The following is a 14,981-nucleotide window of genomic DNA, read 5'->3' as shown; positions in this document are numbered from 1 at the left end:
CGCGCCGCCTCACCCCTTCACCGCGCCGGACGTCAGCCCCGCGACGATCCGGCGCTGGAACACCAGCACGAACACCACGATCGGCACCGTGATGACGATGGCCGCCGCCGCGATCGACCCGGTCGGGTTCTCGAACTGCGACGACCCCGTGAAGAACGAGATCGTCGCCGGCGCGGTCCGGGCCCGGCTGGAGGACGTCAGCGAGATGGAGAACAGGAAGTCGTTCCAGCACACGATGAACGCCAGGATCGCGGTCGTCACCACGCCGGGCGTGGCCAGCGGGACGATGACCCGCCGGAACGCCTGGAACGGGGTGGCGCCGTCCATCTTGGCGGCCTTCTCCAGGTCCCACGGGATCTCCTTGAAGAACGTCGACAGGGTGTAGATGGTCAGCGGCAGCGCGAAGGTGATGTACGGCAGGATCAGGCCCGGCCAGGTGTCGAACAGCCCGAGCGTCCGCTCGATCTCGAACAGCGGCGTGACGAGGGAGATCTGCGGGAACATCGCGATCAGCAGGGACAGCCCGAGCACCAGCGGCTTGCCGGGGAAGTCCAGCCGGGCCACCGCGTACGCGGCCATCGTGCCGATCACGATCGCGACCAGGGTCGACACGAGCCCGATGCCGATCGAGTTGCCGAGCCCGCGGACGAAGTCCGCGTTGTCGAAGATGCCGCTGTAGTTGCGCAGCGTCCACCTGGTCGGGAAGAACGTGCCGTCGGTGAAGGTGGACGGGTCCTTGAACGACAGCGACGCGATCCACACCACCGGGACCAGCGCGTACAGCAGGACCAGCAGGTTGACCAGGCTCCAGCGGGTGATCCCGCCCGCGGTGCGGTCCATCAGCGCCTCCCCGCGTCGGGCGCGCTCGTGCCGAGCACCTTGACGAACACGAACGCGATCAGGGCGACGGTCACGAAGATCAGCACCGACATGGTGGAGCCGATGCCGAGGTTCAGCCCGCCGATCAGGTTGTGGTAGGCGATCAGCGACACCGAGCCGGTGTTCTGCGCGCCGTTGGTGAGCACGAAGATGTCGTCGAAGATCCGGAAGGCGTCCAGCGTGCGGAACAGCAGCGCGGCCAGGATCGCCGGCTTCATCAGCGGCAGCGTGATCTGGGTGAACCGCTGCCAGGCGGTCGCGCCGTCGGTCGACGCGGCCTTCAGCGTGTCCTCGGGGACGAGCGCCAGCCCCGCCATCAGCAGCAGCGCCATGAACGGGGTCGTCTTCCAGATCTCCGCGAGGATGATGATCCCGATGGCCGGGAAGTGGTCGGTGAGCGGCGCCGACCCGGCCGGCAGCAGCCGCGTCAGGAACCCGGTGCCGGGCGTCCACGCGTACTTCCAGCCGTAGGCTGCGGCGACGGTGACGATCCCGTACGGGATCAGCACGACGGCCCGCACCAGCCCGCGGCCCACGATCGTCCGGTACATCACCAGCGCGATCACCATGCCGAGGACCAGCTCCACCGCGACGCTGACGACGGTGACGAGCACCGTGACGGCGAACGCGTTCCACCAGAACGAGCTGCCGAGCACCGTCGCGTAGTTGTCCACCCCGATCCACGCCTTGCGGGCGGGGAAGCGCAGGTCGAAGCGCTGCAGCGACAGCAGCACCGAGTAGACGATGGGCCAGCCGGTGACGGCGAGCATCACCACGGCGGCGGGCGCGCACAGCATCCAGCCGAGCCGCCGCTCCGATCTCCGGTTCGCGCTCGGCACGGCGACCGCCCGGCCCGGGACCGGGACGACCTCCGTGCTGCTCACTTCCTCGTTCATGGAAGCACCCCCTTGCTCTGCAACGCGTCCCCGATCAGCCCCCGCAGCGAGCGCAGCGTGCGGGGCGGGTCGATGGCCGACGGCGGCGAGAGCCGCACCGCCGTCACCGTCGACACGTTCTGGTACGTGGGCGTCTGCGGGCGGGCGGCGGCGGTCTTGAGGGAGTCGAGGATCGCCTGCCGCATCGGGTACGCCTTCGCCATGCCGGCCGCCCAGTACACCGACTCGACGGCCGGCGGGAGCCCGTCGCGGATCGCGGCGGTGCGCTGGCTCTCCGGGTCGCGCAGGCACAGCGCGGCCTGGAACGCGGCGTCCGGTTTCGCGGAGTAGCGGCTGACGGCGAAGTTCGCGCCGCCGAGCGGCGCGCGCCCTGGCCCGGTGATGCCGGGATAGGGCGCCCACTTGAACTTCTTCAGCAGCTTGGGCTTCAGGGTCGCCATCGACGCGTACACGAACGGCCAGTTGATCTCGTAGGCGCCGCGTCCGGACTCCACGGCCAGCCGGGCGTCGTCCTCCTTGGTGTTGGAGATCGACGGGTCGGCGGCCTTGGACCGGGCGAACGCCCGCATCGTCCGCAGCGCCGTCAGCGCGGTCGGGCCGAGCTCGACCCGCTGCCCGTCGGGGCTGAGGATCCGGCCGCCGGCGGACGCGACGAGGCTGTTGAACCAGACGACGAGCCCCTCGAACTGCGCGCCGGTGACCTCCCCGTAGTGCGGCTTGCCCGCGGCCGCGAGCCGCTCCGACTCCTTGATCAGCCCCGCCCAGGTGGACGGCGGGTGGGGCATCAGGTCCGAGCGGTACCACAGCAGCTGGACGTTGGTGTTGTAGGGCGCCGCGTACAGGCGGCCCTCCCAGGTCGCGGTGGACAGCGGCCCGGGCAGGGTGCCCTTGCGGGCCTCCGCGGCGTACGGGCCCGTCCATTCGCGGATCCAGCCTGCCTCCGCGAGCTCCGCGGTCCAGGTCACGTCGAGCCCGAGGACGTCCAGGCCCGAGTCGCGGGCGGCCAGCCGCCGCACCAGCTGCTCGCGCTGGTCGTCGGCGCCGCGCGGCAGGGTGTTCACGACGATCCGGAACCGGCCGTGCGCCTCCCGGTTGCAGCGCGCGGCGATCGCGCCGATGCTCTCCTGCGGCGCGTTGTACAGGTTCACGACGCGGGTCCCCGACGCGCCCGACGCGCAGCCGGCCGCCAGCCCCGCGGTCAGTACGGCCGTCAGCGCCGCCACCGCGCGGCGCCCGGCGGGGACGGTGCCCGCCGGGGACGGTCCCCGCCCCATCGGCAGCGCCCTCGTCACAAGCTGTGTTCGACGTCGACGAGGCTGCTGGTGCGCGGGTCGAGCAGCCCGAGCCGGATCAGGTCGTCGCCGGCCGCCGCGTGGATCAGCCACTGGCCGAGCACCCGCGCCCGCGCCGACACCGACGGCACCGTCGCGAGGTGGTAGCCGCGGGTGACGGCCTGCGCGACGATCCCGGTCAGCTCCACGCCGAGGGGCCGCGCGACCGCCTGGACGCCGCCGAGGTCGACGACCAGGCCGAGGTCCTTGTGCCGGTACTGGCGGGGCTCGTGGCCGAGCAGCGACGCGGCGACGTTGTGCGCGGCGACGCGGGCCTGCCGCGTGGCGTGCTGCGCGGTCGGCGGGCACATCGCGTCGCCGCCGCCGCGCGCGAGGTCGGGGACGGCGGCCGCGTCGCCGACCGCGTACACGTCGGGGAAGTCGGCGAGCCGCAGGTCGGCGCCGACCCGGACCCGGCCGCGGTCGGCGGGCAGGTTCAGGGTGGAGATCACCGGGCTGGGCGTGACGCCGGCCGTCCAGATCGCGGTGCGGCACGGCAGCGTCGTCCCGTCGGTGAGGTGCGCGCAGTGCGGTTCCAGCCGTTCGAGGGTGGTGCCGAGCCGGATGTCGACGCCGCGGCGGCTGAGCAGCCGCATCGCCTCCCGGCCGAGCCGCTCGCCGAGCTCCGGCAGCAGCTTCGGCGCGATGTCGATGAGCGTCCAGGTCAGCAGCGCCGGATCCAGGCGCGGGAACCGGCGCAGCGCCTTGGTGGTGAGCAGCTGCAAATTCGCGCAGGTCTCCACGCCCGAGTAGCCGCCGCCGACGACCAGGAACCCGAGCCGCGCGGCCCGCTCCGCCGGGTCCATGCTGACGTTCGCCAGCTCCAGCTGCGCGATCACGTGGTCGCGCAGGTAGACCGCCTCGGCGAGGTTCTTCAGGCCGTGCGCGTGCTCCTTCAGCCCCGGGATGTCGAAGGTGCGGGTGACGCTGCCCGCGGCGAGGACGAGCCGGTCGTAGTGCAGCGACACCTTCGTCCCGTCGATCTTCTCGACGTCGATCGTCCGCTCGTGCAGGTCCGCGCCGCGCACCTTGCCCGGCAGCAGCTGGGTGCGGCTCAGCAGCCGGTGCAGCGGCCCCGCGATGGCGCGCGGGTCCAGCACGCCGCCCGCCACCTGCGGCAGCAGCGGCTGGTAGAGCGTGTAGCCGAACGGCGCGACCATCACGATCTCGGCCTTGGCGGGCCGGAGCAGGCGCTCCAGCGTGCGGGCGGTGTTGTAGCCGGCGAAGCCGGCGCCCATGATCACGATTCGCGGTACGGGCACGGCGGGCTCCCTGGTCACCTCGGTCGGACCTTCACTGAGTGATCAAGAAACCACATTACGTGACCGGTGATCCACTTCCACGGACCGGGGTCGGGTGAACACGACCTGTCAGGACGCCCCGGGCATCCCCCGGCGCGTCACCGGACCGGCGCCGGTCCGGAAATGATGTACCGTGCCGGGGTTTTCCCGGACGCCGAACCATGCGACCTTGTCAGGAACAAGCCCCCCGGCGGACGCCCGCCACGGGTCCGAGACCGGCACCGGAGCGTGAACCATGCGGATTCGCGAGATCCTGCGCAGGAAGGGAGACACGGTGGCGACGGTGACGCCCGACGCCACCGTGCGGCAACTGCTGGCCGTCCTGGCCGAGCACAACATCGGGGCGGCGGTCGTGTCGCCCGACGGCACCTCGATCGCCGGCATCGTCACCGAGCGCGACGTCGTGCGGCGGATGCACGACCGCGGCGCGGGGCTGCTCGACCGCCCCGTCTCAGAGATCATGACGGCCGACGTGCACACCTGCGGGCCCGGCGAGGACCTGGAGGACCTGCGGCGCACCATGACCGAGAACCGGTTCCGGCACGTCCCCGTCGTCGACGGCGGGCGCCTCGCCGGCATCGTCAGCATCGGCGACGTGGTGAAGAGCGCCATCGACGAGCTGGAGAGCGAGCGCGAGCACCTCGTCGACTACATCCAGCGGGCGCCGTGACGGCCGCCGGTCACACGTAGGCGGGCAGCGGCCTCGGCGCCGGGGCCGCCTGCACCTCGCGGTAGGCGAGCGCCAGCCGCTCCACCGCGTCCCTGAGGGTGCTAGGCGGCAGGACGTAGGGCAGGCGGACGTAGTCCTCCAGGACGCCGTCCACGCCGAACACCGGGCCCGCGACGACCCGCACGCCGAACCGCTCGGCGGTCTCGGCGAGCATGGTGGCGACGGGCGCGCCGAGCCGCGCCCACAGCGACATGCCGCCGTCGGGCAGGCGGAACTCCCAGCCGGGCAGCAGCTCCCGCAGCGCCGCGGCGAGCGCGTCCCGGTTGCGCAGCAGGGTCGCGGCGCGCTCGGCCCGCACGTCGTCGATCCGCAGCAGCAGCTCCCGGACGATCAGCTGGTCGAGCACCGGGCTGGCCATGTCGAACGGCTCGCGCGCCAGCACCAGCCGGCGGGCGAGCGGCCCGGTGGTGCGGATCCAGCCGATCCTCAGCCCGCCCCACATGAGCTTGGACGCCGACCCGATGGTGGCGACGCGGCCGCCGGTGTCGTAGGCGGCGACCGGCGGCAGGCGCGGCGCGTCCGGGTCGTGGGCGAGGTCGGCGAAGGTCTCGTCGGCGACGACGAACGCGTCCGCGCGGCGCGCCGCGTCCACCAGCGCGGCCCGGTCGTCGGCGGCCATCAGCAGGCCGGTCGGGTTGTGGAAGTCGGCGATCGTGTAGGCCATCCGGACGGCGGCCTGCCGCATGCTGCCCGCGACGAGCTCCATGTCCCAGCCCTCGTTCACCCCGACGGGGACGAGCCGGGCGCCGCGCCGCCGCAGCGCGCCGAGCGCGTGCGGGTACGTCGGGCGCTCCACCATCACCGGGTCGCCGGGTTCCACGAGCGTCTGCGTCAGCAGCGTGAACGCGTGCTGCGCGCCGGTCGTGACGACGATCTGGTCGGGGCGGGTCGGCACGCCGCGCGCCTCGTACCCCGCGGCGATCACCTCGCGCAGCCCGGCCAGCCCGGCGGGCTCGTAGCCGGGGCCGCCGCTGTAGCGGGGCAGTTCCTCCACCGCCGCGGCGACCGCCTCGTTGAAGACCTGCGGCGCGCCGGGCGTGGCGCAGCCGAGGTCGATGAACGCCGGGTCGTCGGGCACCGGGTGCGCCTTCCCGAAGCGCGCGCCGGGTGCCGGCTCGGCGGACGACATGCGGACCGGCGGCAGCGCCGTCCAGCTCCCCGCGCCCTGCCGGCTCTCGATGTAGCCCTCCTCGCGCAGCCGGTCGTAGGCGGCGGTCACCGTGGTGCGGCTGACGCCGAGCGCGGCGGCCAGGTCCCGCTCGGCGGGCAGCCGGGTCCGCAGCGCGAGCCGGCCGTCGAGGACGAGGGTCCGGACGGCGTGGGCCAGCGCGGCGTAGACGGGACGCTCGCGCGGCACGTCGCCGAGCAGCCGGGCCAGTTGGACGCCGCTGACGTATCGCATGCTCACACAGACCACTTTCACATATTGGCCCTGTCGTTGCCAGGCCACTTCTCTGCAGAATAGCGGAGCAAGCGGACATGACTTCACCCTGGAGCAAGAAATGGCCTTGATGGCGCGGCGCCTCGTGCAGCTCTATGCGGGATTGGCCTTGTACGGCCTGGGCATCGCGCTGCAGGTGTCCTCCCGGCTCGGGAACGACCCGTGGGACGTCTTCCACCAGGGCCTGTCCCGCCGGTTCGGGCTGTCCATCGGCACCTGGATCATCATCGCCGGCGCGGTGGTGATGCTCGCCTGGATCCCGCTGCGGCAGCGTCCCGGCCTCGGCACCATCAGCAACGTCGTGCTCGTCGGCGCGTTCGCGGACCTGTTCCTCTGGCTGCTGCCGAGCCCGGACGCGCTCGCGGCCCGCTGGACGTTCCTGCTCCTCGGCGTGCTGGCCGGCGGCTTCGCCACCGGCTGCTACATCGGCGCGGGCCTCGGCCCCGGCCCGCGCGACGGCTTGATGACCGGCCTGGCCGGGCGGGGCCACTCGATCCGGGTCGTGCGCACCGGGATCGAGCTGAGCGTCCTAGCCGTCGGCTGGCTGCTAGGCGGCACCGTCGGCATAGGGACCGTCCTGTACGCCGTGGCCATCGGCCCCCTAGCACATGTCTTCCTACCGGCCTTGCAGATCAAGACCCCGGAACCCACCGAGGCCCCGCAACCGATCGCCGCCTGACCAGGCGCGGCGGGGGTGTGGGGGCGAAGCCCCCGCCGGGGGGCGTGGGGGGCAGGCCCCCCACCGGGGTGAGCGGCAACTGTAGCGGAGCGCCAGCGGAGCGAAAGGCGCCGCTCACCCCGCACCGGGGGGTGTGGGGGGTCGTCCCCCCACATAGACACGTCCCCCCACATAGACACGCGCTACTTGTTCGGCCAGCGCCCTCAGCAGGGGCGCGGCGTCGGCTTTGAGGGCGTCCAGGGTGCGGGGCCCGTCGGCGATGCTGAACGCGGCGGTGAGGCCGAGGCCGTGGAGCTCGTCCAGCGGGCCGGTGACGCCGCCGGCGAGCGCGACGGCGGGGATGGCGCGGTCCTTGGCCAGGGCGGCGACGGCGGAGACGACCTTCCCGCCGGCGCTCTGGCCGTCCACCCGGCCCTCGCCCGTGATCACGAGGTCGGCGCCGTCCAGCGCCTCGTCCAGGCCGACGGCTTCGGCGACGAGACGCGCGCCGGGGGACGGCTCGGCGCCGAGCACGCCGACGAGGCCGCCGCAGGTGCCGCCGGCCGCGCCCGCGCCCGGCAGGTCGTGGACGCGGACGCCGAACCGGGCGGCGACCACGTCGGCGAACCGGGTGAGCGCCGCGTCCAGCTCGCGGACCTGCGCGGGGTCGGCGCCCTTCTGCGGCCCGAACACCGCGGCCGCGCCCTCCGGCCCGACGAGGGGGTTGGTGACGTCGCACGCGACCCGGAACCGGGCGGCGCGCACCGCGTCCGGGACGCCCGAGTCGTCGATCGTCTCGAGGCGCGCCAGCGCGGCGCCGCCGGGCGGCAGGTCGGCGGCGGCCGCGTCCAGGAAGCGGACGCCGAGGGCGCGCAGCAGTCCGGTGCCGCCGTCGGTGCTGGCGCTGCCGCCGATGCAGACCAGTACGTCGCGGGCGCCGCGCCGGACCGCGTCGGCGATCAGCTCGCCGGTGCCCGCGGTGTCGGCGCGCAGCGGATCGGGCGCCTGCTCGACCAGCGGGAGCCCGGACGCGGCGGCCAGCTCCACGACCGCGGACCGGCCGTCGCCCGACAGCGCGTAGGCGGCCTTCACCGGACGGCCCACCGGGTCGGTCGCGGCGACCTCGACCAGGTCGCCGCCGCGCGCGGCGACGAAGCAGTCGAGGGTGCCCTCGCCGCCGTCGGCCATCGGGGCCCGGACCACCTCGGCGTCCGGCACGGCGCGCCGCGCCCCGGCCTCCACCGCCGCGCAGACCTCCGCCGCCGACAGGCTGCCCTTGAACGAGTCGGGCGCGATGACGATCTTCACCCTCAGTACTCCGCGGTAGAGGTGGCCAGCACGGAGGTGAGCTCGCGCGGCAGGACGAGCGAGTCGCCCTCGTAGCGCGTCTCCAGGTAGGTCAGCTCACCGGCGCGCCACCAGTACAGGTGCGGGCTGAGCGAGCCCGGCCCCTCCTCGTAGGCGCGGTGCGCCTGCGCCTGCAGCTCGTTCGCGGCGGCCACGGCGGCGCGGTAGCGGGCCCGCGGGTGGACCTCCGACATGCTCAGCGCGTGCGCGACGATCAGGCTCCGGTTCGGGGCGATGACCAGCGCGCCGTGCGGGCCGATCGGCAGGTACTCCTCCAGCCACGCCAGGTGCGTGACGGCGTAGAACGTCCAGCCGTGCAGCACCGACACCCGGACGCCGCCGAGGTCCTGCTCGTCGAGCTGGAGCGGTCCGTCCGCTCGGACGTTGGCGCGGCCCAGCATGAACAGCGCGTCGCCGGACACCGGCCAGCCGTTCATCTCGTCGGTGGTGACCGTCCGGACGGTGGTGGGGGTGTCGACCACGACGGCCTCGATCAGCCCGGGCGCGAACGGCCGGGCCGCGAGCACGCCGTTGTCGGCCTCCGCCGGGTAGATCCGGGTGCGCAGCAGGTGCTGCGCGAGGTCGAAGTCGCTGAGGTCGAGAGGCTCCTCGATCGCGGTGACGATCGTGGTGACGTGGTCGGACACCAGCGCCGGCCAGTCGTCGCGCGGCACCATCCGGGCGAGCTGCCGCAGGTCGCGCATGCTGACGTGCAGCCGGTTGGCGCCCTCCAGCAGCATCACCTCCCCCGGCGCCCGATGGCAGGCGTAGCCGAGGCTCTCGGCCACCAGTACCAGCAGCGAGTCGAGTGTTCCGTCGTCCCACGGGTCGGGACGGGCGTGCCGGCCGCTCATCGCACACCTCCCGGCGCTTCCAGGGTCAGTACGCCGCCGTCCGGCCCGGGGTTCAGATCACCGGACGCGTCGAGCACGGCGGGCGCGCCGAGCTCGAGCGTGGCCTGCCGGGCGCCGTGCCCGGCGGGCAGCCCGGCGAGGACGGGGACGCCGAGCGGCCCGAGCCGCGCGGCGAACACGGCGTCCAGCTCGGCGGGGTCGCCGGAGCGTTCCCACGAGCCGAGCGCGACGCCCGCCGCGCCGTCGAGCCAGCCGGCCTGGAGCAGCTGGACGAGCATCCGGTCGATCCGGTACGGCGCCTCCGTGACGTCCTCCAGGAAAACGATGCCGCCCTTCGCGGGCGGCGGGGCGTACGGGGTGCCGAGCAGTGTGGTGATCAAGGTGAGGGTGCCGCCGGTGAGCGGGCCCTCGGCGCGTCCCGGGCGCAGCGCGTGCGTGCCGGGGAGGGTGACGGGGCCGCCGAACAGCGCGGCGCGCAGGCCGTCGAGGGTGGCGGCGAGGTCGCCGCCGGGGTCGGGGGCGCCGATGTCGGCGATCAGGCCGGCGGGCATCGGGCCGAACGACGTGGTGACGCCGAGGCGCGCGCCGAACGCCGCGTGCAGAGCGGTGACGTCGCTGGAGCCGTGCAGGATCTTCGGGCCTCCGGGCGCCTCCGCCGCGGCGGCGAGCGCGTCCCAGTCGAGGTGGTCGAGGACGCGGGTGGCGCCGTAGCCGCCGCGGGCGCAGATCACGGCGCGGACGCGCGGGTCGCACCAGGCGGTCTGGAGGTCGGCGGCGCGGTCGGCGTCGGCGCCGGCGAGCCGGTGCCAGTCGTCGCGGACGGGCCCCGGGGCGCCGAGGTTGACACGGTCGAGGGCGTGCTTGCCGACCACGACGTCAAGGCCGAGGTCGCGCAGCGCGGCGCAGCCCGCCTCGAGCCGCGCCGGCTCGGCGGGGCCGCTGGGCGCGACGACCGCGACCCGGTCCCCCGGGCGCAGACGCCGGTACCTGCGGGTCCTCCCCCGTGCCGGCCGTTCGCCGGGCAGGCCTGCGGCGGGCGCGTCGGACGGCCCCTCGACCCCCTCCGCGCGGGCGCCCCCGCTCATCAACCCGATCCCTCCTCGCACCGCAACGGATAGAGCTTGTCAGGATCCGGCCGCCAGCGGAAGGGGCGCCCGGTCACGACCCGCCAACGGATCACCGCCCGGTACCGAGGGCGATGCGGGCCAGCCGCGGCAGCGCCTCCCCGATCGGCTCGCGCAGCACCGCGTCCGCCAGCCCATCGTAGGGGGTCGGCTCCGCGTTCATGATCACCAGCCGGGCGCCGTGGTCGACGGCCTCCGGACACAGCCCGGCGGCCGGCTGGACGGTCAGCGAGGTCCCGACGGCGAGGAACAGGTCGCAGGAGCGCGCCGCGGTGATCGCCGCGTCGAGGACGTCCTGCTCCAGCGCCTGCCCGAACGAGATCGTCGCGGACTTCTGGATGCCGCCGCAGGCGGTGCAGAGCGGGTCGTCCTCGCCCGCGTCGACCCGCGCGAGGACGTCCGGCATGGGGGTGCGCAGGCCGCAGGACAGGCAGACCGCGTCGCGCATGGTGCCGTGGATCTCGATCACCGTGTCCGGGCCGGACCCGGCCCGCTGGTGCAGCCCGTCGATGTTCTGGGTGATCAGCGCGCGGAGCCGGCCGGCCCGCTCCAGTTCGACGAGGGCGGCGTGCGCGGCGTTCGGCTCGGCGTGCCAGGCCGGGTGGTCGCGGCGGGCCCGCCAGGAGCGGCGCCGCACCTCGGGGTCGGCGATGTAGGCGCCGATCGTGGACATGGCCTCGGCGGACGGGTCCTTGGTCCAGACGCCCTGCGGGCCGCGGAAGTCGGGGATGCCGCTGTCGGTGGAGATCCCGGCGCCGGTGAGGACGGTGATCGACGCCGCCTGGGGCAGCAGCCCGGCGAGCGTGGGGGGTGCGTCCATTCCTCAAGGTTAGGGGCCGAACGATCCGGGCGCGTCCCGGTTTCGGGCGGCCGCTACGGTGCGTCACGGCCCGACCGGCTGCCAAAAGGTGACAAACTTGGCCGGGTATGAGGTCGACGCCGCACATCCTGGTGATCAACGGCACCAAGGTCCACCGCCCGGTCTTCATCCTGGGCGCGCCGCACTCGGGTGCCGGTCTCCTCGCGCGCGCGGTCAAGCGGTCCGCCGGGTTCCATCTCACCACCGGGCGGCCGGGCGTCCTGCGCGTCGTCTACGCCTTCGCCCGCCGCCCCGCCATCGCCACCGAGCGCGGCGCGGGGGCCGCGCGGGTGATCCGGGACGCCTACGCCGAGGCCTGGCAGATCTCCGCGCGGGCCTGCGCGGAGTGCCCGGAGGAGTGCCGGGAGCTGGCCGGGCTGCCGCCGCGCCCGGCGGTGCTGCGCGACCGCCCGGTACACGACGGCGACGTCGAGGGGCCGTGCGTGCAGCCGCGCGGCATCACCCGCTACGCCGACGCCTCCCCCGACCTGATCTACAGCGCGGACGTGCTGCTGGACGCCTTCCCCGACGCCCAGCTCGTCCAGGTGATCCGGGACGGCCGGGACGCCGTCGCCGACATGCTCGCCGACGACCGGTGCCTGGCGTGGTTCAAGCCGGGCCTCGCCAACCTCGACACGGTGTTCCCGAACCCGTTCTTCGGGGTCGAGGACCACACCGAGCGCAACCGCTGGCCGCAGGCGGCGGCGGCCGTGAAGTGCGCGCTGCGCTGGCGCGGCTCGGTGCGCCTCAGCGCCCGGCTGCGGCAGCAGGTGCCGGAGGAGCAGCTGTTCACCGTCCGCTACGAGGATCTGGTCGCCCGGCCCCGCCGGGTCGCCGGGGACATGTCGCGGTACCTGGACGCGGACCTGTCGAAGACGACGCTGTCCGGGCTCGTCCGGGCCGGGGCGCACGGCGGGCCGGACGCGGGCGGCGCCGAGCACGCCGTCGGCGCCTGGCGGGACCGCCTGACGCCCCGCCAGCTCGCGCAGGTCGAGAAGGTCGCCGGGACGGAGCTGCAGCGCCTCGGCTACCGCCTCAGCACCGACACCTGAACGGCGCCTGGAGCGGAGCGCCAGCGGAGTGGAAGGCGCCGTTCAGGTGCCCTTGCCGGGGGCATGGGGGTCGCCCCCCACAGAAGCACTGAGCACGGCGCCTGGAGCGGAGCGCCAGCGGAGTGGAAGGCGCCGTTCAGGTGCCCTTGCCGGGGGGCGTGGGGGTCGCCCCCCACAGAAAGCACTGAGCACGGCGCCTGGAGCGGAGCGCCAGCGGAGTGGAAGGCGCCGTTCAGGTGCCCTTGCCGGGGGCGTGGGGGCCGCTCCCCACAGAAGCACTGAGCCCGGCGGTCCGCTACTCGGCACCGAGGGGCTCGGTGGCGCGCTCCTCGTCCTTCTGGTGGGAGAACTGCGTGCGGTACAGCTCGGCGTACAGCCCGCCTTCCAGCAGCAGCTCCTCGTGCCGCCCGCGCTCGGCGACGCGGCCCTCCTCGATCACCAGGATCTGGTCGGCCTCCCGGATCGTGGACAGCCGGTGCGCGATCACCAGCGACGTCCGGCCGGCCAGCGCCGTCCGCAGCGCCTCCTGGACGGCGGCCTCGGACTCGGAGTCCAGGTGCGCGGTCGCCTCGTCCAGCACCACCACCGACGGCGCCTTCAGCAGCAGCCGCGCGATCGCCAGGCGCTGCTTCTCACCGCCCGACAGCCGGTAGCCGCGGTCGCCGACGACGGTGTCCAGGCCCTCCGGCATCCCGGCGACCAGCCCGCCGATCTGCGCGGCGTCCAGCGCGGCGAGGATCTCCTCGTCGGTGGCGTCCGGGCGGGCGTAGCGCATGTTCTCGCGGATCGTGTCGTGGAACAGGTGCGCGTCCTGGCTGACCACGCCGACCTCGGCGCGCAGCGAGTCGAGGGTGACGTCGCGGACGTCCACGCCGCCGATCTTCACCGCGCCGTCCGACACGTCGTAGAGCCGCGACACCAGGTGCGTGATCGTCGACTTCCCGGCGCCGGACGGCCCGACCAGCGCGACGAGCTGCCCCGGCGCGGCGGTGAAGTCGACGTCGTGCAGCACCTCCTTGCCGGGGGCGTGGTCGGTGCGGGCGATCGACTCCAGCGACGCCAGCGACACCTCGTCGGCCGACGGGTAGGCGAACCGGACGTGCTCGAACCGGATCGCCGGGGCGCCCTGCCGGGCGGCTCCGTTCCCGTTGGCCTTGGCCAGGGCGGCCGTCCCGGCCTCGCGGGCCTCGGGCAGCGTCCGGGCGCCCTCGCGGTCGCGGATCAGCGGCTTGAGGTCGAGGACCTCGAAGACCCGGTCGAAGCTGACGAGCGCCGTCATGACGTCCACATGGACGTTGGACAGCGCGGTGAGCGGCCCGTACATGCGGGTGAGCAGGGTGGCGAGGGCGACGAGCGTGCCGAGCTGGAAGTTGCCGTCCACGACCAGGTAGCCGCCGACGCCGTAGACCATCGCGGTGGCGAGCGCGGCGACGAGCGTGAGGCCGGTGAAGAACACGCGCCCGTACATGGCGGAGACGACCCCGATGTCGCGGACCCGCGCGGCGCGCCCGGAGAAGTTCTCCTCCTCCTCGGCGGGGCGTCCGTAGAGCTTGGCCAGCATGGCGCCCGCGACGTTGAACCGCTCGGTCATCAGCGAGCTCATCTCGGCGTCCAGCACCATCTGCTCGCGGCTGATCCGCGACAGCCGCTTGCCGACCCACTTGGCCGGCAGGATGAACACCGGGAGCAGCAGCAGCGCGATCACCGTCACCTGCCAGGACAGGATCATCATCGTGATCAGCACCAGGACCAGGCTGATCACGTTGGAGACCACCGACGACAGGGTGGTGGTGAGGGCCCGCTGCGCCCCGATCACGTCGTTGTTGAGCCGGCTGACCAGGGAGCCGGTCTGCGCCCGCATGAAGAACGCGACGGGCTGGCGCTGGACGTGCCCGAACACCTCGCTGCGCAGGTCGTAGATCAGGCCCTCGCCGATGCGGGCGGAGTACCAGCGCTGCGCGAGCCCGAGCGCCGCGTCCAGCAGGGCGAGCCCGGCCACCGCGACGGCGAGCCAGATCACGAGGTCCTGGCGGTGGTGCAGGATGCCGCGGTCGATGATCGACTTCAGCAGCAGCGGGTTGGCGACGACGACGAGCGCGGCGAGCGCGTTCAGGCCGAGGAACAGGACCAGGTCACGGGTGTAGGGGCGGGCGTAGCCCGCGATCCGCTTGATGGTGCCGGGCTTGAGCCGCTGCTGGGTGACGGACTCGTCGCGGCGGAACGAGGCCATCACCTGCCAGCCGTTGCCCGGCATTCCCGGCATGCCCACCAGTACCTCCGAGGGGTCGCCGCGCGCCCGGCGCGGGATGGGCGCGCGTGAAACGTAATCAAGTAAGCATCTCAGTATCCGGCCGGGACAACGCGCGCCCGGCCGCCGCGCTTCCCGGCTCCGCTCACGGCGTAACGGCTCTGGACTTCCCGCCCGAACCGGTGGTTAATGTGATCAACAACATCAGGCTCTCACCCCCCAGGAGCCCCCGTGCCCCAGCGCTCACCACAGCGCCCGCGC

General features: G+C 73.9%; 13 protein-coding genes. 3 read left to right on the top strand and 10 right to left on the bottom strand.

The annotated features are described in order from the left end of the window. Positions 1 to 9: 9 nt before the first annotated feature. The 4 genes from F9B16_RS10445 to F9B16_RS10430 are packed head-to-tail and all read right to left on the bottom strand — an operon-like array spanning position 10 to position 4,368. A complete protein-coding gene (locus F9B16_RS10445) occupies positions 10 to 840 on the bottom strand; it encodes a carbohydrate ABC transporter permease (RefSeq protein WP_151539804.1) in 831 nt (276 codons plus the stop codon). Next, positions 840 to 1,775 carry a carbohydrate ABC transporter permease gene (locus F9B16_RS10440; RefSeq protein ID WP_151539803.1) on the bottom strand — a complete coding sequence of 312 codons (936 nt, stop codon included), beginning with the start codon at positions 1,773 to 1,775 and terminating at the stop codon, positions 840 to 842. The genes F9B16_RS10445 and F9B16_RS10440 overlap by 1 nt, the downstream gene beginning before the upstream one ends. Then, positions 1,772 to 3,049: an ABC transporter substrate-binding protein gene (locus tag F9B16_RS10435; RefSeq protein WP_151539802.1), complete on the bottom strand. Its 1,278-nt coding sequence runs from the start codon at positions 3,047 to 3,049 to the stop codon at positions 1,772 to 1,774. Before F9B16_RS10435 ends, F9B16_RS10440 begins: the two co-directional genes overlap by 4 nt. A gap of 14 nt (positions 3,050 to 3,063) precedes the next feature. Then, positions 3,064 to 4,368, bottom strand: coding sequence for an NAD(P)/FAD-dependent oxidoreductase (locus F9B16_RS10430; RefSeq protein WP_151539801.1), 1,305 nt, complete (start codon positions 4,366 to 4,368; stop codon positions 3,064 to 3,066). 274 nt (positions 4,369 to 4,642) lie between these two features. On the opposite strand from F9B16_RS10430, the gene F9B16_RS10425 reads away from it, so the two are divergent. Then, entirely contained in the window at positions 4,643 to 5,077 is a 435-nt protein-coding gene (locus tag F9B16_RS10425; protein WP_151539800.1) for a CBS domain-containing protein, read from the top strand. 10 nt (positions 5,078 to 5,087) lie between these two features. Here the strand turns inward: F9B16_RS10425 and yczR are convergent, their stop codons facing one another. Then, positions 5,088 to 6,539, bottom strand: a complete 1,452-nt coding sequence (yczR, locus tag F9B16_RS10420) for a MocR-like transcription factor YczR (protein WP_151539827.1) — start codon at positions 6,537 to 6,539, stop codon at positions 5,088 to 5,090. A gap of 100 nt (positions 6,540 to 6,639) precedes the next feature. Here yczR and yczE point away from each other — a divergent pair, with 100 nt between their 5' ends. Next, positions 6,640 to 7,257 carry a membrane protein YczE gene (gene yczE / locus F9B16_RS10415; RefSeq protein ID WP_151539799.1) on the top strand — a complete coding sequence of 206 codons (618 nt, stop codon included), beginning with the start codon at positions 6,640 to 6,642 and terminating at the stop codon, positions 7,255 to 7,257. Positions 7,258 to 7,371: 114 nt separating this feature from the next. On the opposite strand, the gene F9B16_RS10410 is transcribed toward yczE, so the two are convergent. The 4 genes from F9B16_RS10410 to F9B16_RS10395 form a co-directional block, all read right to left on the bottom strand. Then, positions 7,372 to 8,544: a glycerate kinase gene (locus F9B16_RS10410; protein ID WP_151539798.1), complete on the bottom strand. Its 1,173-nt coding sequence runs from the start codon at positions 8,542 to 8,544 to the stop codon at positions 7,372 to 7,374. Between the two features lie 2 nt (positions 8,545 to 8,546). Continuing rightward, positions 8,547 to 9,437 (bottom strand): hypothetical protein, encoded by an 891-nt coding sequence (locus F9B16_RS10405; protein WP_151539797.1) that lies wholly within the window; start codon positions 9,435 to 9,437, stop codon positions 8,547 to 8,549. Beyond that, positions 9,434 to 10,522 carry a S66 peptidase family protein gene (locus F9B16_RS10400; protein ID WP_151539796.1) on the bottom strand — a complete coding sequence of 363 codons (1,089 nt, stop codon included), beginning with the start codon at positions 10,520 to 10,522 and terminating at the stop codon, positions 9,434 to 9,436. Before F9B16_RS10400 ends, F9B16_RS10405 begins: the two co-directional genes overlap by 4 nt. A gap of 91 nt (positions 10,523 to 10,613) precedes the next feature. Then, positions 10,614 to 11,381, bottom strand: coding sequence for an SIR2 family NAD-dependent protein deacylase (locus F9B16_RS10395; RefSeq protein ID WP_151539795.1), 768 nt, complete (start codon positions 11,379 to 11,381; stop codon positions 10,614 to 10,616). A gap of 107 nt (positions 11,382 to 11,488) precedes the next feature. Here F9B16_RS10395 and F9B16_RS10390 point away from each other — a divergent pair, with 107 nt between their 5' ends. Beyond that, the gene (locus tag F9B16_RS10390; protein ID WP_151539794.1) at positions 11,489 to 12,472 is read left to right on the top strand and encodes a sulfotransferase family protein; all 984 of its coding nucleotides are present in this window, start codon (positions 11,489 to 11,491) and stop codon (positions 12,470 to 12,472) included. A gap of 295 nt (positions 12,473 to 12,767) precedes the next feature. On the opposite strand, the gene F9B16_RS10385 is transcribed toward F9B16_RS10390, so the two are convergent. Continuing rightward, entirely contained in the window at positions 12,768 to 14,735 is a 1,968-nt protein-coding gene (locus F9B16_RS10385; protein WP_225991529.1) for an ABC transporter ATP-binding protein, read from the bottom strand. Positions 14,736 to 14,981 lie beyond the last annotated feature (246 nt).

Origin of the sequence: Actinomadura montaniterrae (assembly GCF_008923365.1) — a bacterium.
GTDB lineage: Bacteria > Actinomycetota > Actinomycetes > Streptosporangiales > Streptosporangiaceae > Spirillospora > Spirillospora montaniterrae.
This window is presented reverse-complemented; position numbering and strand designations above follow the sequence as displayed.

What these genes read in the sequence shown, in the direction of transcription:
- F9B16_RS10445 (WP_151539804.1), bottom strand. Translation starts at nt 840, where the DNA reads ATGGACCGCACCGCGGGCGGGATCACCCGCTGGAGCCTGGTCAACCTG.
- F9B16_RS10440 (WP_151539803.1), bottom strand. Translation starts at nt 1,775, where the DNA reads ATGAACGAGGAAGTGAGCAGCACGGAGGTCGTCCCGGTCCCGGGCCGG.
- F9B16_RS10435 (WP_151539802.1), bottom strand. Translation starts at nt 3,049, where the DNA reads ATGGGGCGGGGACCGTCCCCGGCGGGCACCGTCCCCGCCGGGCGCCGC.
- F9B16_RS10425 (WP_151539800.1), top strand. Translation starts at nt 4,643, where the DNA reads ATGCGGATTCGCGAGATCCTGCGCAGGAAGGGAGACACGGTGGCGACG.
- yczR (WP_151539827.1), bottom strand. Translation starts at nt 6,539, where the DNA reads ATGCGATACGTCAGCGGCGTCCAACTGGCCCGGCTGCTCGGCGACGTG.
- yczE (WP_151539799.1), top strand. Translation starts at nt 6,640, where the DNA reads ATGGCCTTGATGGCGCGGCGCCTCGTGCAGCTCTATGCGGGATTGGCC.
- F9B16_RS10405 (WP_151539797.1), bottom strand. Translation starts at nt 9,437, where the DNA reads ATGAGCGGCCGGCACGCCCGTCCCGACCCGTGGGACGACGGAACACTC.
- F9B16_RS10400 (WP_151539796.1), bottom strand. Translation starts at nt 10,522, where the DNA reads ATGAGCGGGGGCGCCCGCGCGGAGGGGGTCGAGGGGCCGTCCGACGCG.
- F9B16_RS10395 (WP_151539795.1), bottom strand. Translation starts at nt 11,381, where the DNA reads ATGGACGCACCCCCCACGCTCGCCGGGCTGCTGCCCCAGGCGGCGTCG.
- F9B16_RS10390 (WP_151539794.1), top strand. Translation starts at nt 11,489, where the DNA reads ATGAGGTCGACGCCGCACATCCTGGTGATCAACGGCACCAAGGTCCAC.
- F9B16_RS10385 (WP_225991529.1), bottom strand. Translation starts at nt 14,735, where the DNA reads ATGCCGGGAATGCCGGGCAACGGCTGGCAGGTGATGGCCTCGTTCCGC.